Annotated in this window: 22 protein-coding genes; 14 read left to right on the plus strand and 8 right to left on the minus strand. The window is 32.1% G+C overall.

What is annotated here, in order from left to right:
- Positions 1-114 precede the first annotated feature (114 nt).
- From QZZ48_RS04260 to QZZ48_RS04280, 5 genes are read right to left on the minus strand one after another with little or no spacing between them, the layout of a single operon-like run.
- Positions 115-813: a hypothetical protein gene (locus tag QZZ48_RS04260; RefSeq protein WP_294962298.1), complete on the minus strand. Its 699-nt coding sequence runs from the start codon at positions 811-813 to the stop codon at positions 115-117.
- Between the two features lie 4 nt (positions 814-817).
- On the minus strand, positions 818-1,924 hold the full coding sequence (trmA, locus tag QZZ48_RS04265) for a tRNA (uridine(54)-C5)-methyltransferase TrmA (RefSeq protein ID WP_294962300.1): 1,107 nt from the start codon (positions 1,922-1,924) through the stop codon (positions 818-820).
- Positions 1,925-1,937: 13 nt separating this feature from the next.
- Complete coding sequence (fliP, locus tag QZZ48_RS04270; RefSeq protein WP_294962302.1) at positions 1,938-2,672, minus strand: flagellar type III secretion system pore protein FliP; 735 nt, start codon at positions 2,670-2,672, stop codon at positions 1,938-1,940.
- Positions 2,672-3,451: a flagellar motor protein MotB gene (locus QZZ48_RS04275; protein ID WP_294962305.1), complete on the minus strand. Its 780-nt coding sequence runs from the start codon at positions 3,449-3,451 to the stop codon at positions 2,672-2,674. The genes fliP and QZZ48_RS04275 overlap by 1 nt, the downstream gene beginning before the upstream one ends.
- A gap of 15 nt (positions 3,452-3,466) precedes the next feature.
- Positions 3,467-4,231: a motility protein A gene (locus QZZ48_RS04280; protein ID WP_294962307.1), complete on the minus strand. Its 765-nt coding sequence runs from the start codon at positions 4,229-4,231 to the stop codon at positions 3,467-3,469.
- A 135-nt stretch (positions 4,232-4,366) separates the two neighbouring features.
- Here QZZ48_RS04280 and QZZ48_RS04285 point away from each other — a divergent pair, with 135 nt between their 5' ends.
- From QZZ48_RS04285 to QZZ48_RS04345, 13 genes are all read left to right on the plus strand, one after another.
- Positions 4,367-5,761, plus strand: a complete 1,395-nt coding sequence (locus tag QZZ48_RS04285; protein ID WP_294962309.1) for a glycosyltransferase family 39 protein — start codon at positions 4,367-4,369, stop codon at positions 5,759-5,761.
- 52 nt (positions 5,762-5,813) lie between these two features.
- Entirely contained in the window at positions 5,814-6,719 is a 906-nt protein-coding gene (locus tag QZZ48_RS04290) for a lysylphosphatidylglycerol synthase transmembrane domain-containing protein (protein ID WP_294962311.1), read from the plus strand.
- A 31-nt stretch (positions 6,720-6,750) separates the two neighbouring features.
- On the plus strand, positions 6,751-7,974 hold the full coding sequence (locus QZZ48_RS04295; RefSeq protein ID WP_294962313.1) for a glycosyltransferase family 9 protein: 1,224 nt from the start codon (positions 6,751-6,753) through the stop codon (positions 7,972-7,974).
- Positions 7,958-9,388 (plus strand): glycosyltransferase family 39 protein, encoded by a 1,431-nt coding sequence (locus QZZ48_RS04300; protein ID WP_294962315.1) that lies wholly within the window; start codon positions 7,958-7,960, stop codon positions 9,386-9,388. The genes QZZ48_RS04295 and QZZ48_RS04300 overlap by 17 nt, the downstream gene beginning before the upstream one ends.
- Complete coding sequence (locus tag QZZ48_RS04305) at positions 9,385-10,059, plus strand: phosphatase PAP2 family protein (protein WP_294962317.1); 675 nt, start codon at positions 9,385-9,387, stop codon at positions 10,057-10,059. The genes QZZ48_RS04300 and QZZ48_RS04305 overlap by 4 nt, the downstream gene beginning before the upstream one ends.
- Positions 10,043-11,350 carry a metallophosphoesterase family protein gene (locus QZZ48_RS04310; protein ID WP_294962319.1) on the plus strand — a complete coding sequence of 436 codons (1,308 nt, stop codon included), beginning with the start codon at positions 10,043-10,045 and terminating at the stop codon, positions 11,348-11,350. The genes QZZ48_RS04305 and QZZ48_RS04310 overlap by 17 nt, the downstream gene beginning before the upstream one ends.
- Positions 11,347-12,648 carry a bifunctional UDP-N-acetylglucosamine diphosphorylase/glucosamine-1-phosphate N-acetyltransferase GlmU gene (glmU, locus tag QZZ48_RS04315; protein ID WP_294962321.1) on the plus strand — a complete coding sequence of 434 codons (1,302 nt, stop codon included), beginning with the start codon at positions 11,347-11,349 and terminating at the stop codon, positions 12,646-12,648. The genes QZZ48_RS04310 and glmU overlap by 4 nt, the downstream gene beginning before the upstream one ends.
- A 121-nt stretch (positions 12,649-12,769) precedes the next feature.
- Positions 12,770-13,309: a hypothetical protein gene (locus QZZ48_RS04320; RefSeq protein ID WP_294962323.1), complete on the plus strand. Its 540-nt coding sequence runs from the start codon at positions 12,770-12,772 to the stop codon at positions 13,307-13,309.
- Positions 13,310-13,354: 45 nt separating this feature from the next.
- Complete coding sequence (locus tag QZZ48_RS04325; protein WP_294962325.1) at positions 13,355-14,221, plus strand: methyl-accepting chemotaxis protein; 867 nt, start codon at positions 13,355-13,357, stop codon at positions 14,219-14,221.
- Between the two features lie 45 nt (positions 14,222-14,266).
- The gene (locus QZZ48_RS04330; protein WP_294962327.1) at positions 14,267-15,385 is read left to right on the plus strand and encodes a DNA repair exonuclease; all 1,119 of its coding nucleotides are present in this window, start codon (positions 14,267-14,269) and stop codon (positions 15,383-15,385) included.
- A complete protein-coding gene (locus QZZ48_RS04335) occupies positions 15,372-17,741 on the plus strand; it encodes an SMC family ATPase (RefSeq protein WP_294962329.1) in 2,370 nt (789 codons plus the stop codon). Before QZZ48_RS04330 ends, QZZ48_RS04335 begins: the two co-directional genes overlap by 14 nt.
- A 20-nt stretch (positions 17,742-17,761) precedes the next feature.
- The gene (locus QZZ48_RS04340; RefSeq protein WP_294962331.1) at positions 17,762-18,967 is read left to right on the plus strand and encodes an SIR2 family protein; all 1,206 of its coding nucleotides are present in this window, start codon (positions 17,762-17,764) and stop codon (positions 18,965-18,967) included.
- Complete coding sequence (locus QZZ48_RS04345) at positions 18,964-19,773, plus strand: DUF87 domain-containing protein (protein WP_294962333.1); 810 nt, start codon at positions 18,964-18,966, stop codon at positions 19,771-19,773. The genes QZZ48_RS04340 and QZZ48_RS04345 overlap by 4 nt, the downstream gene beginning before the upstream one ends.
- A 269-nt stretch (positions 19,774-20,042) precedes the next feature.
- On the opposite strand, the gene QZZ48_RS04350 is transcribed toward QZZ48_RS04345, so the two are convergent.
- Both QZZ48_RS04350 and QZZ48_RS04355 read right to left on the minus strand, forming a co-directional pair.
- Positions 20,043-20,702 (minus strand): DNA/RNA non-specific endonuclease, encoded by a 660-nt coding sequence (locus tag QZZ48_RS04350; RefSeq protein ID WP_294962335.1) that lies wholly within the window; start codon positions 20,700-20,702, stop codon positions 20,043-20,045.
- Positions 20,692-21,411: a S24 family peptidase gene (locus tag QZZ48_RS04355; protein ID WP_294962337.1), complete on the minus strand. Its 720-nt coding sequence runs from the start codon at positions 21,409-21,411 to the stop codon at positions 20,692-20,694. Before QZZ48_RS04355 ends, QZZ48_RS04350 begins: the two co-directional genes overlap by 11 nt.
- A 181-nt stretch (positions 21,412-21,592) precedes the next feature.
- Between QZZ48_RS04355 and QZZ48_RS04360 the strand changes: the two genes are divergently transcribed.
- Positions 21,593-21,829 carry a hypothetical protein gene (locus tag QZZ48_RS04360; protein WP_294962339.1) on the plus strand — a complete coding sequence of 79 codons (237 nt, stop codon included), beginning with the start codon at positions 21,593-21,595 and terminating at the stop codon, positions 21,827-21,829.
- Here QZZ48_RS04360 and QZZ48_RS04365 read toward each other — a convergent pair.
- A complete protein-coding gene (locus QZZ48_RS04365) occupies positions 21,826-22,053 on the minus strand; it encodes a hypothetical protein (RefSeq protein WP_294962341.1) in 228 nt (75 codons plus the stop codon). The two genes, QZZ48_RS04360 and QZZ48_RS04365, sit on opposite strands and share 4 nt — an antisense overlap.
- Positions 22,054-22,082: the final 29 nt, after the last annotated feature.

A 22,082-nucleotide genomic window follows, 5' to 3' on the forward strand; every position in this document is an offset into this window, starting at 1 on the left:
AAACTCCGTATGAAGTGTTTTTCAGTGAAATGAGTAAAAGATTAGCTAGCTAATTTAGGTGGAAATTGCACTTGTTGTTGGAATTGGCGCTTTATAATTATCAACTTTTAATTTTTATCTCTTAGTGACTTGAGAGTTTTTTATCCACATCTCTTTTTTTGCTTTTTTCCATTTTTTATTTATGAAAAATCCAGTTATCTTCACCCAGTTTTTTGTTTTTATATTTGATGTGAAAGGAGTGTCTTTAGTCCATAAACTCATCTTACTTCCATTTATTGAATCATAGATAGAACTATCATAATGTAAACAATAAGTACTAGCTTTGATTCTTTGTATTTTTTCTTTATCTTTTATATTTTCTTTTTGCATCAACTTAGGAAAAGGGTTAGTATCTATTGGTTTTACACATACCGGAGCAAGTATTTTCTTTTTTTTACTCTGTTTAGATGATTTTTTGATCTTTTTTTTCAAAGTTAAAATCTCATTATCTTTGAGTTTTAGTAGTTTATTGTATCTTATTATTGTGTTTTTATTTTTTACTAATTTTTCTTTAAGATATTGTGTTTCAGCTTTTAATTTAATATTTTGTTGTCTTTGAGTCTTTAGTTTCTTTTGATATTTAAGAGTCTTAGAGTCATTTCCATCAATCTTTATAATGTCTGCTTTAAGAATCTCTTTACTCTTTAAAGTATTTTGACACTCTTCATAATCAGCACGAAGTTTAGTTATATCTTCTACGATAGACTCTATTCTTTGCATCTCATCTGCTTGTAAAAACGAGAGTAATAATAGAGTAATAAAAAGAGCTTTCATAAAATTACCTTTTAACTAATTTAACACCCATTTCTACATGGTGAGTATATGGGAACTGATCAAAAAGAGCCATATCTATAACATCATGAGTCTCAGCCAAAATTTCTAGGTCTCTCACTAGAGTCTCAGGATTACATGAAATATATAAAATATTATCATGTCTAGATGCAAACCTACACGATGCTTCATCCATTCCACTTCTAGGAGGATCAACAAATATAGTGTTGATGTTATAAGAGTCTATATCTATCTCATTCATACGGCGAAATTCTTTCTTGCCATCAAGACCTTCAACAAACTCTTCAACACTCATACGTACAAATTCTATATTTTCCACATCATTTAAAAGCATATTCTCTTTTGCTGCAACAATAGATGGTTTAGCAATCTCTGTTGCCAATACTTTGTTAAACTTTTTTGCAAATGGTATAGTAAAATTACCAGCACCGCAATAAAGTTCCAATAAATCCCCTCCACAATCAGATAAGCTCTTAAGAGACCAAGATATCATCTGCTCATTTACTTTAGAGTTTGGTTGAGTAAAGCTATTTTCTATGTATTTGAATCTATATACTTCACTGTCAATATTTAGACTCTCTGTAATATAGTCTTGTCCTACGATAAGCTTTTGCTTACGACTTCTACCAATAATATAGATGCCAAGCTCATTAGCTATCTCTGTAGCCTTTTCTTGCCAGTATTCATCTAACTTCCTATGATAAATTAATGAAACAACTATTTCACCACTTACTGAGCTTAAAAAATCAGCACCAAATAGTCTAAAACCAATATCTTTTTTTCGTATAGATACTAGAAGTTTTGGCATTAACTTATAAATAAATTCATTTACTTGAGGACAATCCTCAACTAAAACTACACCCTTGTGTTCATGGTGATTCATACCATAATGGATATCATCTCCAATATGCCATATTTTAAATTCACTTCTTGAGCGGTAGTGAGAATCAGGAGATTTAAAAACAGAGATATCTTCTTTATAAAATAAAGAAAATCTTTCTTTATTTAGTTTTAGCTTATCTTTAAGTTGACCTTCGTAGCCATCTTCGTATACTCTACAAGCACCACATTCTCCAAAATATTTACATTCCATATATTTATTATTCCTATTTTATTGTTGCTATTAGATTACCAATTAGCAGGTTCCATCCATCTATAAGAACAAAAACTAGTATCTTAAAGGGCAGAGAAATCATTACAGGAGGAAGCATCATCATACCCATAGACATTAGTATAGATGCAACAACCATATCAATAACCAAAAATGGTAAAAAGATTAAAAAACCTATCTCAAATGCAGTTTTCATTTCACTTATAACAAAAGAAGGAATTATTATAGATAATGGAACATCGGCTACAGTAGCAGGATTTTCCATTTTTCTTATTCTAAAAAAGAGGGCTAAATCTTTCTCTCTTGTATTTCTAATCATAAAGTTTTTAAAAGGTAATGCTGTTTTATCAAAGGCTTCTTCATAGCCTATCTTTTCTTCCATATATGGCTTTACACCTGCATCATAAGCTTGTTGACCTATTGGTTCCATAACAAAGAACGTCAATATCATTGCTAACATAACAAGTAATTGAGTTGGTGGTACTTGCTGTGTTCCAAGAGCTTGTCTTAAAAAACCAAATACAATGACAAAACGAGTAAATGTTGTCATTACAAGTACCATGCTTGGAGCTAAAAAAAGAAGAGTAAGAACTACTAAGACATTTAATGAACTAACAAGTTGTTGAGGAGTGTCCGGAGCTGAAAGTGCGAAGTTCATAGTTGGTATATTTACAACTTCTGCTCCTAAAATAGAAACAAAAGTTAAAAGCACAATTGCAAGTCTTATCATTATTTGCTTTTCGCCTTATCTAAGATAGAACTTTTTATTTTTTTCTCTTGATCTGACTTGCTACCATAAAAATGCAACTCAACTCTACGATTTTTTTCTCGTCCAGCCTTGGTGACATTTGTTGCTAAAGGTTTATACTCAGCAAACCCTGCTGCACTTATTCTTTTAGGGTCAACACCATCAAGAAGTAATTCTTGAAGAACTGAGATTGCTCTTGCTGAAGAAAGTTCCCAATTGTCTTTAAAAACACTACTTTTACCTGGCCCTTGATTGTCTGTATGACCTTGAACACTTACTTGCATAGTATTTGGTAACTCTTCTACTATTAGAGCAACTCTTTTAAGAAACAGTATTGCGTCTTCATTTTCAATAGTTGCACTGCCAGATTTAAAAAGCAAAGATGCAGGGAGTTCTATTACGAACCCCTCTTGTGCTTCTTCAACAGAAATAGCTGGTCCATGACCTTTTTCCATCATTTCATTAGCATCTATAACAGCTTGTGCAACTCTATTTACAGCTTCACTTGTCTCATCCTTAGCTTCAATTGGAGTTGATTCTTGTATACGTTGTTTAGAGATTTCAGTCTTTGTTCCACCTTCTAAAACACTCATGGCACCGGAGAGAGAACCAATAGCTTCAGATATTTTTTTAGCGTCCATACTTGACATTGATAGAAGTAAAACGAAAAAACATAATAGAAGAGACATCAGGTCTCCAAAAGCAGCTAGCCATCCAGGTAAACATCTTTCACACTCTGGACACTTTTGTTTTTTACCCATTATTTATGCCTATCATTAGTCAAATTGACTTACACGATCTTTAGGAGTTAAATAAGCTAATAATTTAGCTTCTAATACCCTAGGTGCATCTCCTGATTGAATAGACATAATGCCTGATAAAATCATTTCTTTAATTAAAGTCTCTTCATCGTTTCTAATACCTAAAATTATAGATATTGGTGTACCAAAAACATTACCGATTATGGCACCATACATTGTTGTAAGTAAAGCAACTGCCATAGATGGACCAATAGCTGATGGATCTGCCATATTTAGTAACATCGCAACAAGACCAATAAGTGTACCAACCATCCCCATAGCACCAGCCAAAGCGGCCCAGTTACTAAAGATAGAGCCGTTAACTTTATGGCGTTCACTTGTTTGTTCCATATCAATTTCTAAAAGTTCACGAATGGTATCTGGTTCACTACCATCAATCGCCATAGAGAGGCCTTTTTTCAAGAACTCATTAGGTTCAGAATTAACTTCACCTTCTAGAGCCAAGATGCCATCTTTTCTAGCCTTTGTTGCAAAATCAACAAGTTTTTTTATAAGCTCTGCTTCATCATCCGTAGTAGGTTTAACCGCTACCATAAATACTTTAGCAAAGTTTTTCATCTGAGATGGCTTGAAAGATATCATCAGCGCACCAATACTACCACCAATAACAATTAACACAGATGGAATATCTATATATGCACCGACACCAACCCCCATTGACATAGCACCAAGCAAAAGGGCCATAACAAGAACTATACCAACAATCGTACCTAAATCCATTCAAATACCTTAAAGACTAAATATTGAGCTTATAATACCACAAATAATATTACACAATTATCATATAGAGATAAATTCATTGAATTATGAATATTAAAATAGTACAATTACGCAAATATTAAGGGAAGCCCATTTATGTTAGAACTTCTATACAAAAACCCAAAAAGAAATGCTTATATTTTCATAATAACCTTAGCTTTTTTCTCTGCAGTATATAACGCTTTTTTACCACTTCACGGAGATGAAGCTTATTATTGGATGTGGAGTCATCACATCCAAACTGGTTATTATGATCATCCTCCTTTTATAGCTTATATGATTTATGTGACAAATTTTATTTCAGAATCTGAATGGGGCGTTAGACTTGTAAATGTCTTTTCTATGAGTATTGCAGCTCTATATGTTTTTAAACTTGCTTGTGAGATATTTGATGAAAAAGTTGCATTAAATACAGTACTAATTTTTTTTAGCATTATCTTAGTACATGCAGGTTTTATAATTACAACACCTGATTCACCACTAATTTTATTTTCATCAATAGCACTTTATTATTCTTACAAAGCTATCTTTTATGGTAGAACCATTGATTATGCACTTACTGGTATTTTACTTGGACTTATGATGTTGAGTAAATATACTGCTATTCTTTTTGTATTTACACTTTTAATTTTTATAATTTTAAAAAGAAGGGATGTACTATTAAAAGCAAACTTTTATTTGGCAATTTTATTGGCTACTATTGTAGTTTTTCCTATGATTTGGTGGAATTATCAAAATGACTGGATAAGTTTTGCATTTCAGCTAGGTCATGGTTCAACAGAGACTTTTGAGATTTACCCTCATCTCTTTTTTGAATTTTTTGGCGGACAATTTGGAATATTCTCTCCTGTCTTTGCAGGGGTTTTATTTTATTTTCTTGCCAAAGACAAACTATATTACAAAAATGATAAACTTTTTTTTCTAGCTCTTAGCACAGTTGTAATACTTCTGTTTTTTTTCTATAAAAGTTTTTTTACTAGAATGGAGTTAAATTACACAGCCCCTGCATATATATCTGGAGCGATATTAACAGCTTATATTTTTGAGCACTATAAACTTGTAAAAACATTTAAAGTTGGGCTGATTATTGCAATTGTATTAACTATTATAGGTCGCTTTGGATTTTTATTTTACTTAGAAGTACTACAAGATAGAATGTATGGCAATAGAGAAGCTGTACAACTCCTTCAAACACATGTAAAAGAAGGTGATAGTTTTTACGCAGATCATTTAACAATGGCGGCATATTTAAAATATTATTTAAAAGGTCATCCAGATACTGATCTAGCAGTTGCTAGTAGATTTTCTCAATATGATATGTGGAGACAAAACGACTTCTTAAAAGATGGTTTAGTTCTTACAAGAGACCCTGAAATTAATAGATTAAACACCCGATATAATAATGTAGAGCTAATCGATACATTAACTGTAAAGAAAGGTATTAATAAAACAAAAACTCTATTTATATACAGAGTTTCCAATGTCAAATAGATTGTTAATACAATTTTAGATAACATTACACTACTTTAATATACGGTAAAAGATGAAAAATATAATTAAATTAATTATTACTATTGCTATGTTTTATATCCTATTTCAGTATGTAGATTTTGAAAATCTCATCGAAATACTTGCTAAAAGCCACGGTGGAACAATATTAATAGCACTGATCTTCCAACTTGGAAGCACTTATGTGGCAGCATATAGATGGCGTCTAATTATGAAACTTTTAGTTTTTAATGAAAGTATGTCTTATTATGTAAAAAGTTATTTCAAAGCTTCATTTTTCAACCAAGTATTACCTAGTAGTATAGGTGGGGATGCTGTTCGAATTATTGATTTAACTCGAAAAGGTTATGACAAAAAAGATGCCTTATATGGTGTTTTTGTAGATAGAGTGGTAGGATTAATTGGTCTTTTAATTTTAAACCTTATATCAACTATTATTTTCTTTGATACTTTTGATAAAGACTTTTCTTTACTTATTATACTAATTACTCTTAGTGGAATTGTTGGTTTTACACTTCTTTTTCACCTAGAAAAAATTAAATTTTTAGCGAACTACAAGGGTTTAGACCTTTTTCATAGATTAGCTAAAAGGTTAAATAATCTTTATTCAGACAGAACTTTGTTGTATAAACATATTAGCATCTCTGTTGGAATACATTTGCTTACTGTATTAGCTCTTTATGCGCTTGCATTAAGTATTGATTTTCATATTTCATTTCAGATTTTTCTTATTGCGATTCCACCAGTATTTCTACTTACTATTGTCCCAATTTCACTTGCTGGATGGGGAATCAGAGAAGGTGCAATGCTTGGAATATTTATGCTTGTAGGCGCAGATGAAACTAAAGTCTTAGCTATGAGTATCCTTTATGGATTATTACTTATAATAGCTTCGTTTCCAGGTGCATATTACTGGGTACAAAGCAAACGTGCAACTTAAAAAACTAACAAATTAAAGGAACTATAATTATATGAATGTTGATACAATGAGGAATATAGACCACTATGCAGGAGTACCACTAACTTTTGTAGGTACTATCATTAAAAAAACTCTAGACTTTTTCGTACCACCAAAAAAGACAAAACCAAAGAATGTACTTCTAATAGAACTCTCAGAGATGGGTAGTGCAATCATTGTAGATCCTGCTATGAGAAAGATCAAAGCAAATATTGAAGGTGAACTATTTTTTGTAATCTTTTCTAAAAACAAGGTAAGTCTACAGCTTCTTTCAACTGTAAAAGAAGAAAATATCTACACTATTGATGAAAGCTCAATTGTTAATCTAGCCACAAGTGCTTTAGGCTTTTTAAAATGGTGTAGAGAAAAAGAGATAGACTCTGTTATCGACTTAGAACTATTTTCTCGTTTTACTGCACTTTTAACTGTAGCTTGTGGAGCTGTAAATCGTGTAGGTTTTCATGCATTTCATAACGAAGGGCTTTACAGAGGTGATTTCTTAACTAAGAAAGTCTCTTACAATGCACATCAGCATATTGCTAAAAACTTCATATCTTTAGTAGACGCACTTTTGAGTGAAAAACAAGAACTTCCATTTACAAAAAGAATCATTCCAAATGATGAAATTATAATTGCAAAAGCAACTATTAGAGATGAAGAAAAAGATGCTGTGTTAAGTGTTATTTCTAATATATCTGAAGGTTTTGATAAAGATAAAAATCCTGTAATTTTAGTTAACTCAAATGCTTCTGACCTTCTTCCTCAAAGAAGATGGGATAAAGAGAACTATGGTGATGTTATTAAGCTTATCTTAGACTACAATCCAGATGCTATTATCTTACTAACAGGAGCTCCATCAGAAAAAGATGGTGCACAACTTTTAACTGATTATGTAGCAAGCCAGAGATGTATTAACTTTGCAGGTGCTGTTAAGTTTTTACAACTTCCAGCTCTGTACAGTGTAAGTAAGTTTATGCTTACAAATGATTCTGGACCTGCACACTTTGCTTCTATTACAGATATGCATACATTTGTTTTATTTGGACCTGAAACTCCGGCACTTTATGCTTCACTTGGTCCAACTACTCCTATCTATGCAGGTATGGCTTGTAGCCCATGCGTTAGTGCGTCCAACCATAGAAAAACACCTTGTTCAGACAACCAATGTATACAAATAATAACTCCAGAGTGGGTATTTAACACTCTAAAACCAAAGCTTGATGAACTTAACAAGTAAACAGCACCAAAACTTCCTTTTCTTTATAAGCTTTGTAACCGTTTTACGGCTTGCGCTAGCTCCTTTTGTTGGGCTAGGCGTAGATGAAGCTCACTATGTTCTTTATGCTCTAAACCTTGATCTTAGTTATTTTGACCATCCTCCTTTAGTTGGTTGGGTTCAGTATATTTTCACTTCTATTTTTGGTACTGGTGAATTTGGTTCAAGAGTAGCCGCTATAGTCATTGGTTTTTTTACTTCTATTTTTATATATAGTTTAATATATAGTATAAATGAAAATTCTAAAGAAGCATTTATAGCTGTGTTAGCACTTCATGCTTCATTTCTTTTTAATGCTTTATTTCTAATGCTTATGCCTGACACTCTGCTTTTTTTATTCATACTTCCTATTATTTTTACAGTTATAAAGATTGAAGAAAATAACAAATTATCTTCTTGGATTTTACTTGGAGTGTTTTTAGGATTAGCTGGTTTATCAAAATACACAGCAGTTCTTTTTATAGTACCAATTATCATCTATTTTATTATCAAAAAAAGATATGAACTTTTCTACACTATAAAAATTATTCCTTCTATCTTTATTGCTCTAATTATCATACTTCCGGTAATCATTTGGAACATCCAAAACGACTGGTCAAGTTTTGCTTATCAGAGTGCACATGTTGTAGGGAGTAATACTATCAACTGGAATGGTTTTTTTAGTTCTATAGGAGCACAACTAGGAGCTTACAATCCATTTCTAGCTCCTCTTGCTTTTTATGGTTTATACAAAGCTCTTCGCAGTGAAAATTCTACACTTTTTCTTACCGCTCTTTTTGGTTTAGTTATGATTGCCTTTTTCACTTATGCATCTTTGTACAAAACTGCCCTTCCTCACTGGTCTGCTCTTTTTTATATGCTCTTTATTCCTATTGGTACATATTATATGCTTCGAGTCTCTAAAAAATATCTAAAATTTGCCATTGGTTTTGGACTTATTATAAGTCTTATCTCCTATGCAGAGTTAGGGTTTAAATTTATTCCTCTTTCAGATCATCAGTCACTTCATAGAGATATTTATGGATGGGATAAAATTATGAAAAAAGCAAATGAGAAGATTACTGATGAAACTACTCAAGCAATTGCAGTAACTAACTGGACTCTTGCATCTCGCGCAATTTACTATGACCGTAGTTATAACTCTGATGTCTATCTCATAGATGACAGAAGTGATCAATTTGATGTTTGGGAAAAAGACAAGGCGATAGGAAAAGACTTAGTTGTAATCAATACATACTCATTTAAAAAAGAGATAGAGAAATATATGGAATGTTCTAAAGTAATTAAACATAGTGAGTTTGATATAATGTTAAACAATTCAAAGGTCAATACCATACAACTAGTTACATGTAAAAACTACCAAGGGCTAAAATGATATTTTCAAAAAAAGCTTATACAATATATATACTAACTCTTACAATCCTAGCATTTGTATCATACTTTACACTTGATGTCAGAATAGCTAAATACTTTCTAAACGATGTAAAAACTTATGAGCCAATTGGTGATTTGATAAGTGTATTTGGTGAGTCTCACTGGTATATAGGCACTGCTATCTTAGGTTTTTTATTTTTCAAGTATTACAAAAAAAATGAATTATATAAACAAAGATTTCTTTTTTTACTCTATATAAATCTTTTCTCAGGAATCATTAGTCTTTTTCTGAAGTGGATATTTGGTCGAATTAGACCTTGGGGTATGAGAAATGGGAATGACGATTATGGTTTTTTACTATTTCAAAACTTTGACATGGGGTTTGTTGAGAAGATGAAGTACCATTTTATAACACTCTCAGATGCACCTACTACTTTTACATCATTTCCATCAGGTCACACAACAACAGTTTTTGCATTTTTTACTTTTATGTCTCTGTTTTTCCCAAGATATATCTTTATCTGGTTTGTAGGAGCGATTATACTTGTCAGTAGTAGAATCTTAGCAAATGATCATTTTTTAAGTGACATATTTGCAGGAATCATGGTTGGGACTATCTCAACTATCTTTTTATATTCTAAACTAAGGGGAAAGATTGAAAAAGTTTCTTAAAAGAACCCTACTTTTCATATTTGTAGCATCTTCACTTTATGGCATAGGAAGGCTAGGTGTTGTTGCTTATGATAGTTATGTTTTTGTACCTAGAGCACCATATGCTGTAATGCAAACTCAAACTTCCATAACTATTAAATGGCAGAGTCCAGAAGTTGAAGTAGGCTCATTAGAGTATGGCTTTTTCTATGACTCTCTTAATAAGAAAATAGAAGATAAAAAAAAGACCAAGATGCACTCTACGACTATATCTGGATTGAATGAGTGTACAAAGTACTACTACAAAGTTAACTCAAACTCACTAGATATAGATAATAAAAATAGAAGCTTCAAAACTCTTTGTAAAAATGCAGACTCTCAAAAGATTTGGGTAATTGGTGACAGCGGAAAAAGAGGAGAAGACCAAACAAAAGTATATGAAGAGATGTTAAAACAGATAGATAATGATTTTAATAAGCTTGATATGTGGCTTCTTCTTGGTGACAACGCATATAGAAGCGGAACTCAAAAACAATACAATAAAAATCTTTTTGAGCCATATAAAGAACTTGTAAAAAGATTTGTACCTTGGGCTATTAGAGGAAATCACGATGCAAGAAGATGGGCATTTTATAGAATTTGGGATTTTCCTACAAAAGGTGAAAGTGGAGGAGAGCCAAGTGGGAGTGAAAACTTTTACTCTATAGATAGTGCAAATCTACACCTAGTTATGCTTGACTCTGAAATCCAGAGAATGGATGTAAATAGCGATATGGTTAAATGGTTAAAGAAAGATCTTAGTAAAAACACAAAACCTTGGGTTGTAGTTGCTCTTCATACTCCTCCATATACAGATGGCGGTCACGATTCAGATGATGATGGTGATAGCGGTGGACGTATGAAAAAGGTGAGAGAAAACCTTATACCTATTTTTGATGAATACGGAGTTGATTTAGTTCTTAGTGGTCACTCTCATGGTTATGAGCGTTCAAAACTAATAGTAAATCATACAGGTAAAAGCGAAAGTTTCAATGAAAAAAATATACTCCAAGATGCCAAGTCTTGTTACACTAAGTCTTTAAAGCCGACAAAAAATAGTGGAACTATTTATCAAGTTTGTGGTTCATCTGCGAAACTGGATAAGGCCGAGTTAAAACACCCTGCTCTTCCTTTTGCATTTGCACAGATGGGCTCAATTTTATTAGATATAACACCAACAACTCTAAGCTCTAAGTTCATCAACATAGATGGAAATATAAGTGACGAATTTATAATCAGAAAAGACAACACATCATGTGAAGGTAAAGAATGAATAAAGATCAAATAAGCATAGTAATTTTAGCTGCCGGTAAAGGCTCACGTATGAAATCTCCAAAAGCAAAGGTTCTTCACAACATATGTGGTAAGCCTATGCTTTACCATATTATAAAATCTTCTTTAGAGATTTCAAACGATATTACTGTTGTTATAGCTCATCAAAAAGATGCAGTTATACAAAAGATTAGTTCTTTCTTTGAGAACATTAACTTTGTAGTTCAAGATGCAGCTAACTTCCCAGGAACTGGTGGAGCTATGATGACTATTGAGCCAAAAAATGAAAAAGTTTTAGTTCTAAATGGAGATATGCCTCTTATCACTTCAGATGCACTACAAGGTTTCTTGGATACAGATGCAGACATTATCATGTCTATATTTAATCTTGAAAATCCAGATGGTTATGGTCGTGTAATCATTGAAAATGGTCAAGTTCAGCGTATTGTAGAGCAAAAAGATTCTTCGGCAGATGAGCTAAAAGTAACAAGTGTAAATGCTGGCATCTACGCCTTTTCAAAAAGTGTAATACAAAAGTATATCCCACTTCTTAGTAATGAGAATGCTCAAGAAGAGTACTATCTTACAGACGTAGTATCTATGGCTAGAGCAGATGGACTTAACATCGCTCCTCTACTTGTTGATGAAGAGAACTTTAAGGGTGTAAACTCTAAAAAAGATTTGGCTGATTCTGAAGTTATTATGCAAGATAAGATAAATACTCACTGGATGTCTACTGGCGTTATTATGCAACTTCCTTCAACTATCTACATCGAAGAGGGAGTAACTTTTGAAGGTGAGTGTATAGTTGAAAATGGATGTCGTTTGACTGGAAACACTCTCATCAAAGAGTCTCACATCAAAGCAGGAAGTGTTGTAGAAGATTCCATCGTTAAAAACTCTGACGTTGGACCTTTAGCACATCTTCGCCCTGCTTCATACTTAGAAGATACGCATGTTGGAAACTTTGTAGAAGTTAAAAAGAGTTCTCTTAAAGGTGTAAAAGCTGGACATTTAAGTTATATCGGAGATTCTCAAATAGATGAGGGCACAAATATTGGTGCTGGTGTTATTACTTGTAATTATGACGGCGTTAAAAAGTATAAGACAATCATTGGTAAAAATGTTTTTGTTGGAAGTGACTCTCAGTTAATCGCTCCTGTGCAAATTGAAGATGATGTTATGATAGCAGCAGGAACAACCGTTACTAGTGGCAAAGTTGAGCAAGGTTCACTAGCTATTAGTAGAACTAAACTTAGAATTGTTAAAGATTTTTACTACAAATTTTTCTCAAAATAAACAACTTATTTATCTCTCTTAAATAAAACTATTAAATATTTTAAAACAATGTGATAGTTTTGTGACTATATTGAAAATTATTAGATAGAATACCCTTCAATTTTTAATATTAATGGAAAAAATGAAAAATTCTACATTACAAAATGTTTCTAATTCAAATTTATTGCAAATAATTATATTTGTTTTAGGTTTCGCTATTGAGGCATTATTTATTGATGTCTCTGTAACACTCGTTATTGCTACACTGTTACACATCTCTCTAGCACTCTATCTTCGTTCACAACTATTAATTGTAAAAGAATCAATTGAAACAGTAACTATATCTATAGATAAAGTAAGTCATGGTAACTTTGATGTTATTGCTCTTGAAATAGGTAAAGGAGAGATATTCGATTTGGGTCACGAGTTTAACTCTATGATGCAACAGTTAAAGCATTATATGGGTGAAACAACTAAAGCAGTAAAAATTGCTGAAGATATAGATAAATCTTACTACGCAGACACACAAGGACTAAATAAAATCTTTAAAGAAGCTGCAGATGCAATCAACAACTCAGTTAAAATAATAGAAAATGGATATAAAGCACAAAGAAGAGGTGTCTTCACTGATAAACTGCATAGTTTTGGTGGTGGTATTGCACGTAGTCTAAGTATTATTTAACAAGACCTTTTATCCAACTCTAATGAAGTTAAAAAAATATCACAAATGTCTGAACAAACATCAACAGAAGCGACTCAAAGCTTAGACTCAATGCATATTGTCTCAAGTATGTTTAATGAGCTAACTCAAAAAGTATCTGCAACAAATGACAATATCAACTCTCTATCTGAGAGATCAAATGAAATCTCAGCTATTGCTGATATCATTAAAGATATTGCAGAGCAAACAAATCTATTAGCATTAAATGCTGCTATCGAAGCTGCTCGTGCAGGTGAGCATGGACGTGGTTTTGCAGTTGTTGCTGATGAAGTAAGAAAACTAGCTGAACGTACTCAAAAGTCAACTCAAGAGATATCAGTAACTATTCAAACATTACAGCAAGAGACACAAGAAATCCAGTCAAATGCGGGAGATATGTCAGATATAGCCAACAATGTAACAAGTACTATAGATACTTTTGCAACTACTTTAAAAGGCTTTCAAAACAATGCTCAAAGCTCGGCAGAGTATGCTAGTTTTATCCGTGATTCACTCTTTATGGTACTTGTTAAAATTGACCATATTCTTTTCAAATCAAATGCTTATGCAGCAGTTATTTCTCAAAAAAGTGTGGTAGCATTTGGGGATCATGAAAGTTGTCGTTTAGGTAAATGGTACCTAAGTGAAGGCAAATCTAGATATGGTCATACAAAGAACTATGCTTCTATAGACAAACCTCATGCTATGGTGCATACTAATGTACTAAAAAATATAAAACTTGTAGAATCTACTTCTTTACTTAGCCAAACAAATGAAAATCAAATCATAGATAACTTTAAAGAGATGGAAGATGAGAGTGAGAAACTATTTAGTATTTTGGACAATGTTGTTAGCGAGCTTGACCCAACAACTAAACAACTCAAAGTTCAGTAAGGATTAGATATCATATCCTAATTAATTTCGTTAATTAGGATTCACTTGAACATATTACACTTTAGCGATACTCACCTCGGGTATAACGACTTAGACATTTTAAACGAAGATAACATAAACCAAAGAGAAGCAGACTTTTATAACGCTTTCTCTCAGGTAGTAGAGCAGATAAAACTAACTTGTCCAGACTACATTATACATACTGGTGACCTTTTTCACCGTTCTAGCCCAAGTAATCGTGCCATCACGTTTGCACTTGAACAGATAAGAGAGATAGATGCTCTAAATATTCCATTTATACTTATCGCAGGAAACCACTCAACTCCTAGAACAAATCTAAGCTCACCCATACTTAAAATTTTTGAAAGTTTTAAAAATGTACATGTTTCATATAACCAAGAGTACAAGAAAATAGAGTTTGGCGATGTTGTGTTTCACACCCTACCCCATATGAATGACGACTCTAAAGCACTAGAACAAATAGAACTTTGCGAGTCAAACATAGATGCAAAGAAAAAGAACATCATGATGATGCACTGTAGCGTTGGAGCTTGGTACTTGATGCAAGAGTTTGGCGAATGGGTTTATCCTACTGACAAAGAGTATATATTCCAAAAAATGGACTATGTAGCTCTTGGTCACTGGCATGGGTTTGGTAAAGTTGGTAAACATGAAAATGTTTACTACAGCGGTTCAACTGAGAGAACAAGCCTAAATGACAAACGAAACTCTAAAGGCTTCGTAGAACTAACTTTAAACGACTCTCTAGAGATAAACTACAAAGAAATAGACATACGACCTATTATCTCTAAAGAAATCGACTGTGAGGCTTATGAGAGTTCATTGGCATCTATAGATGCAACTGATACTAAATATGCCATAGTCGAGGTAAGACTAAAAAACCTTACAGCCTTGCAATCTATAGACATTCAAAACTCAGACATCAAAGAACTATTTGTAGATGCCATGAGTGTGAGTATAAAACGAGAGTTCAAGAGAGGTGCAAATGAGACAGAAGTTGTAGATGCAGAGGCTATAAGTCTTGAAGAATTCTTTTTAGAACACATAAAAGAAGATGCAAGCGAAGAAGAGTTTGACAGACTAAAAGGCAAGGTTCAAGAACTATTTGCACACTATGAGGAGTCTAGCGATGATACTCTCTAAACTGCATCTGGAAAACTTCAAAAAGTACACAAGCTACGACATAGAGTTTGGCGAAGGTCTTGTTGGTATCATCGGTAAAAATGGTAGCGGAAAGTCTACGATATTTGAAGCCATACTCTTTGCTCTTTATGGAGAGACTAAAAAACGAGGAAATACAGCACTGCTTAAAAATGCTAACGCTTCTACAAAAGATGCAGTAGTGGTCGAGTTGCACTTTGAGTTTGAAAGTATAGAATACAAAGTGGTACGAGAGTATCGCGGAAAAGCTTTAAGTGCAAACGCAAAGTTCTTTAAAAACGGCTCTCTTACAACTACTGGAGCAAAAGAAGTAACTTCTGCCATAGTTAAACTCACAGGCATGAGTAAAGATGCATTTATGCACACACTCTTTGCATCTCAAAAAGAGCTGACAAGCCTAAGCACTCTCAAAAACGAAGACCGCAAAAAGATGATACGTAAACTTCTAGGACTAGAAAAAATAGACTTCGTAGAAAAAGAGCTGGTAGAGAAAAGCCGTGAGCTAAAACGCGAGATAAGTGCATTTGCCGAAGTACTTCTTGGTGACGATGAGATAAAAGCAAAACAAGAGCAAATCAAGTCAAATGAAGAAAAGAAAAACGCTCTAAAAAAAGATGAGCTGAACAAGACCAAAGAGCTTATAACTCTAAAAGAAAAAGAACAGTCAATAAAAAAAGAGCTTGATGTTTTTACAAAAACTAAAGAGCAAAAACAAAAATTATTGGCATCTCTTGAACTTCTCAAAAACTCTAAAAGCCTAGAGATGCTAAACCAAGCAAAACTCATAGCTGAGAACCATGAGCTTGAACATAAACAAGAAGAACTAAAAAGCCTAACATCTGTAAAAAAAGAGTACCTGAGTCTGCAAGAGGATTTGAAAAACCAAGAGAAGTTAAAAGAGTACCATTTAAAAAAAGAAGGGCTTACAAAAGAGCAAGTCCAACTAAGAGAGCAGTACACTAAGAGAAAGGCTGACATAGCTACACTAAACAAAGAGTGTGAAGCTTACGAGAAGTACTCTTTAGATGCAAAGAACTTAGAACAAGAGTTGTCACAACGTATAGATGCCATAGAAGTAACTCAGAAAACTGAACAAGAACTAATGGCAGGTGTGAAAGCTGAACAAAGAGCAATAGATGAGACAAACACTAAGATAAACAAAATCAAAGAACTAGGACAAAACTCAGCCTGCCCTACTTGTACAAGACCGTTGCTTGAAGAGTATGACAATGTTATAAACTCTCTTAACCTGATAGTCCAAGAAACTCACCAAAAGAAGATAGATGCACACAACACTCAGCTAAAAAATGTACAAGAGCAAAAAGCAAAACTTCTTGAACTAAAGAGAGTAAAAGACAAAGAGTACCAAGAACTTACAAAACAACTAAACATCATAGTCTCAAAACAAAATGATCTCTCTCGTGCAAAAGAGCATTTCAAAACTGTGGAGCAAAAAGGCTTAAAAAACAAAGAAGAGTTAAAAGCACTAGAGCAGTTTAGCTACGATGCAACTCTACACGCAAATATACGAACTAAGTACGATGAGCTTACTCCAAAGTACAAACATGCAGTGAGCCTAGAGACAGAACTAAAAAGACTAGACGCAGTAAAAAAAGACTTAGAAAAAGTAACTGCACACATAGAAGAACTAAAGAAAAAACACCAAGACAAAGAACAAGAGTACAACAAAATTCTCTACGATGAAGATGCTCACAAACAAAAGCTCACTCAGCATGACGAAGCACTAAAAACAGTAGAAACACAGACAACTACGCTAAACGATATAAAAGTAGCCATAGCATCTATACTCGGAGAGATAAAGACCATACAAAACTCTCTGGACAACAACGAGACTCAACTAAAAAAAGTACAAACAAAAAAAGATGACCTAAGAGACTACGAAAAAATAAAGCTGAGCCTATCAGAGTTCAAGACAAAACTAAACGCCAAAGTAGCACCTCGCATCTCTAGCCTTGCATCTGAGATGTACTCTCAAATAACAAAAGGCAGATACCAACACATAGAAGTAAGCAACGACTTCGACTTTTTCATCTACGATGAAGGCAAAAAGTACCACATAGAACGCTTCAGCGGTGGAGAGATAGACCTAGCAAACTTGGTACTTCGCATCGCCATCTCAAAAACTCTCACAGAACTAAGCGGTGCAAGTTCCATAGGGTTCTTAGCGTTTGATGAAGTCTTCGGAAGTCAAGATGAAGCAAGACGCATGGAGATACTAGAAGCGTTTCATACTATAAAAGAGCAATACAGACAGATATTTTTGATATCTCACGAGATGGAGATAAAAGAGATGTTTGAAAGAGTTGTGGAACTTTAAAATTAATTTAAGGGATAAATATGGAAGATAAAATATTTTTGAGTACAAAGAATAAAATCATAGAGATAAAAGAAGATGAGTTAAGAGTTGACAACATTTTATACAAAGAAAGACGGGAAGATAATACTGTTGAATATATTTTATCTGATGATATAAGTGAAGAAGTACTAACTAATAAAGCTATTGAATTAACTCACTATTATTATATAAAAGCTCTTGAGAAATTAGTATCTGCTGAAAGGATGCTTGTTTTAACTGGTGCTGGTAGTTCAAAAGATGATGATTTGTTTGGTGGTAAGCTAATGACTGAACTTTGGGATTACATATATACTCTTGTAAATCAAGATTTCAACTTTGACACCTTTCTAAGTACTTTAGAAATTGATGAAGATGTAAAAGAAAAAAGAGATTTAGAAATTGTCTTATCTAAAGCAAAATTATATTTAGAATTTAAAGAAGACAGTAGCATTACTTTCCATGTTGATACAATAGAAAAAGCAATTTTAAGCCAATGTAGTTTTTCGTTAATAGATAAATCAATTCATTTAGACTTTATAAAAAAGCTTACAAGTAGAAAAACAAAACAATCTAGATTAAAAATATTTACAACAAATTATGACAGAGCATTTGAAGAAGCTGGAGCAGAAGGTGGTTATGTAATCATTGATGGCTTTTCATTTACTCAGCCTAGAAAATTCAGTGGCAAGTATTTTGATTATGATATTGTTATTAGAGAAAATAGCCGTACTTCATCTACAGAAAATTTTGCTAGTAATGTATTTCATTTATATAAATTGCATGGTTCTGTAAACTGGGAAAAACGAGATACTGAAATAGTACAAATTGACAATCCATCAAAAGCCATGATGATATATCCAAATAGCAATAAATATGAATCATCGTATGAACAGCCTTACTTTGAAATGATGAGTAGATTTCAAGCAGAACTTCGAAAAGGTGGTACTACGACTCTGATTAGCATAGGATTTAGTTTTGCAGATAAGCATATTTTCACAATGATAAATGAAGCTTTAAATCAAAATCCAAGTTTAAATTTAGTAATAATTGAACCTTTTATAAAACCAACTGTAAATGAGAATTTTGAAAAACTTTTTGAACTGTCAAAAAGAAGTAGTCAGATATTAATCATTGGAGAATTTTTTAAAGATTTTGTAACGAATTTACCATCAAGTCAGTATTTAGATTTCAATGGTCATGAATCATGAATAAGCATATATTTACAAATGATAAATTTGTAGGATATATATCAAAAGTTACTCCAAGTTATTCCAATATACATTTTCCAACTCCTACACTTTTAAAAAAGTTTTGGCATTATGAAGATGAATTATCAGGTGGTATAGTTGGTAACTATGTTGTTATAGAAGGTGAAAATTTTGGTTTCTTAGGTAAACTACAAGAAGTTTCTTTACCAGAAAAAGAACATAATTTCTTAGGTGAACATGCTTTTTATGATTCCAGTTTTCACCCTCAAGGTAAAGTGGAATTATTATTATCATTTAATTACTATTCTAAAAAAATAGACAAGGGGTTAGGTAGATACCCTGCTGTTGGTTCAAAAGTATATTTGTGTTCTGCTGATTTAATTAAAACTTTGTTTATTAGTAGTGAAGATAGTAGTTCTGTATCCTTTGATATCGCAAAGTTAACTAATAGTTTAGAAACTAGCCTTCCATTAAATCCAAATCAATTGTTTGGACGACATTGCGCAATAGTAGGTACTACTGGAGGTGGTAAAAGTTATACTATATCAATGATTCTGGAAGAGTTTTTACTTTTAAATAAATCAAAAGCAATATTAATTGATGCTACTGGTGAATATGAAAACTTTTATAATTTAGATAATGTAAAAACTGTTAAATTTGGCACAGAGGAAGAAGATACATTTTTTCATTATTCAAGACTTAGAAGTAGTGATTTAATAGCACTATTTAGGCCAAGTGAAAATGCACAAAAGCCAAAGCTCATTGAAGCTATTAAAAGCTTAAAGCTTGTTATAAATCGCATTTAAGAATGTCATACCCTAAATCGTTAAGAATGTCCTAACTACAAACCTTAAAGTCAAAACCCCTTATATATCGCCTTTATCCTACCTAACAAATACTAAAAACTATCATTTATTAAGCCTTAAACATAGCTAAGGACATACTAACAAAGCCTTAACTAAAAGCTTTATAGCTATTTTCCAATAATTTTTAAAATAGCTAAGGACACTATAAAATCAAACCTTAAAGAAATAATTTAATTATTGAATATCTTTAAATGGTGTTTAAATATAGTTTACAATAAATTTAAACAGTTGATATTATGTTGTTTTAGTTTATCTTTTTTTACTTCTATATCTTTTATGTTTTCATATTTAAGGCATCTTGAAAAGTTAGCTTCATTGTTATATAAAACCTTTGTAAATGATGTAGGAATGCTTATACTGTTTTTAATAGTATTAAGTGGCTTTTGGTAGTTCACTAGATTTATGACTGTTACAGTTCCAAGCTTACTAGCCATTTGCCTTTCATATCTCTCAGCTTTAATCCAAGTGTAACGATTAACCTTTGGAGCTTGTGGTATGATGTTTGCCATTGTATATGTTTTTCTTAGTACTTTTTTATCATAATCAAAACTAGCATCATTTGCTAAGTGACCTCTATCAAATCCACTTCTTGTATAGTCTTTTTTCTTTGTTCTATATTTCATTGGGATTGTTTTTTCATTGTAAAAAGAGAATCGTTTTTTTATGTTTACATGATCCACCAATTTTGCATCTAAATCATACCATACAGCTAATGCACCTTTATGCTCATACGAATAACATATTTTAAATACTTGCTTATCTATGATTTGGTCACACTTATTTTTATCTACAAAATCATCTATATTAAAAGCTGATAGATTTGTTACATAAATTATTAAAAATAGAAGTATTATTTTATTATAAACCATTGAACTGTCCTATAACTCTACCTAGTATATTACAAGTATTGAAATCATCTAATTTTATAGTTTGTGATGGATAAATTGTATTATCACTTATGAGTGTTATCTCTTTGCTAAAATTGTTTTTTGATACTCTTTTTACCAATATAGAATCATCGCATTGTATTATATATATTCCACCCTCTTTGATATATCCACCCTCATTTTCAATAGGACTTATAAACAGTAATTCACTTGCTGATATAGTTGGCTCCATACTATCTCCTGTAGCAGTTATGATATGAATATTATTAAAAGATGTAAGTCCTAAATGTACTTTTAAAAACTCTTTATCAAATGCCATAAGTGTATGAGCTTCATCATCATTAAAAGCACCACCTCCAGCACTTGCAACAATATTGTCATAATATGTAATTTCTACTAGATTATCACTTATATTTTGTTTATTATATTTTAGTGTTGGTTCGGATACTATATCGGCTTTATATGATGTATTATTGTTTAACATCATTTCGCCTTTACCCAATAGCAACCAATCAAAAGATATACTTTCATTTTGTACTATATTATGGAGTTTATCATAAGGTATTGTATTCCTTTTAATCCATGTACTTACAGTATTGTAGTTAATATCTATCTTTTCTGATAGTTTTCTATTGTTAGAAACCCCATAATATAGGCAAAGTCTCGTAAGAATATCTTTTATACTTTCCATTTGTACCCTTTTTATTAAAAATATGTTCAAATATATTGACAATACTTTCATTTGTACTATAATACTTTTATCGTTTATATCTGTTTTAAGAATAATACTAAAAAGGATTATAAAAACAGATTAAAGAGTTATTTAAAAACTTATTGTTAAGGGGATTAAATTTTAATTTTTAGGAGAAATTATGAAAGCTGAATTAAGTGATGGTTATTACTATCTTAGTAGTGAAAGTGATACGAATATATTGAGAGTATCGGTAAAAGAAATGTTCAATTTTTTAAGAGAACAAAATATTGGAGAACTTCCACAAAAATATAAAGATTTAGAAGATGAATATTCAAAAAATCAAGATGAATTTGTTGAATATATTTCAAGTAGACAATGTTCTTATATTGTAAAAGGAAGAGATGAAAGAGATTAAATTCTTTTTACTTTATTTTCTAAGTATTCATCTCTAGTTGTTTCAAGAAAATTATCAATATCTTTGACTAATTGGTTTTGAGCTTCTGGAGTTAATTCTAAATCATAAGCTTTAAACATATCAATCATCGACTGGAAAGTGTGATAACTAGCTTGTAACATACCAGCACCTTCTATTTTTGAAATAAAATCTGGATGATACATTTCGTTTATAGATTTTTCCATTCTTAAGTCCTTATTTGTTTTTTTGTTTT

This window comes from Sulfurimonas sp. (genome assembly GCF_016744025.1).
In the GTDB taxonomy this organism is placed as follows: domain Bacteria; phylum Campylobacterota; class Campylobacteria; order Campylobacterales; family Sulfurimonadaceae; genus Sulfurimonas.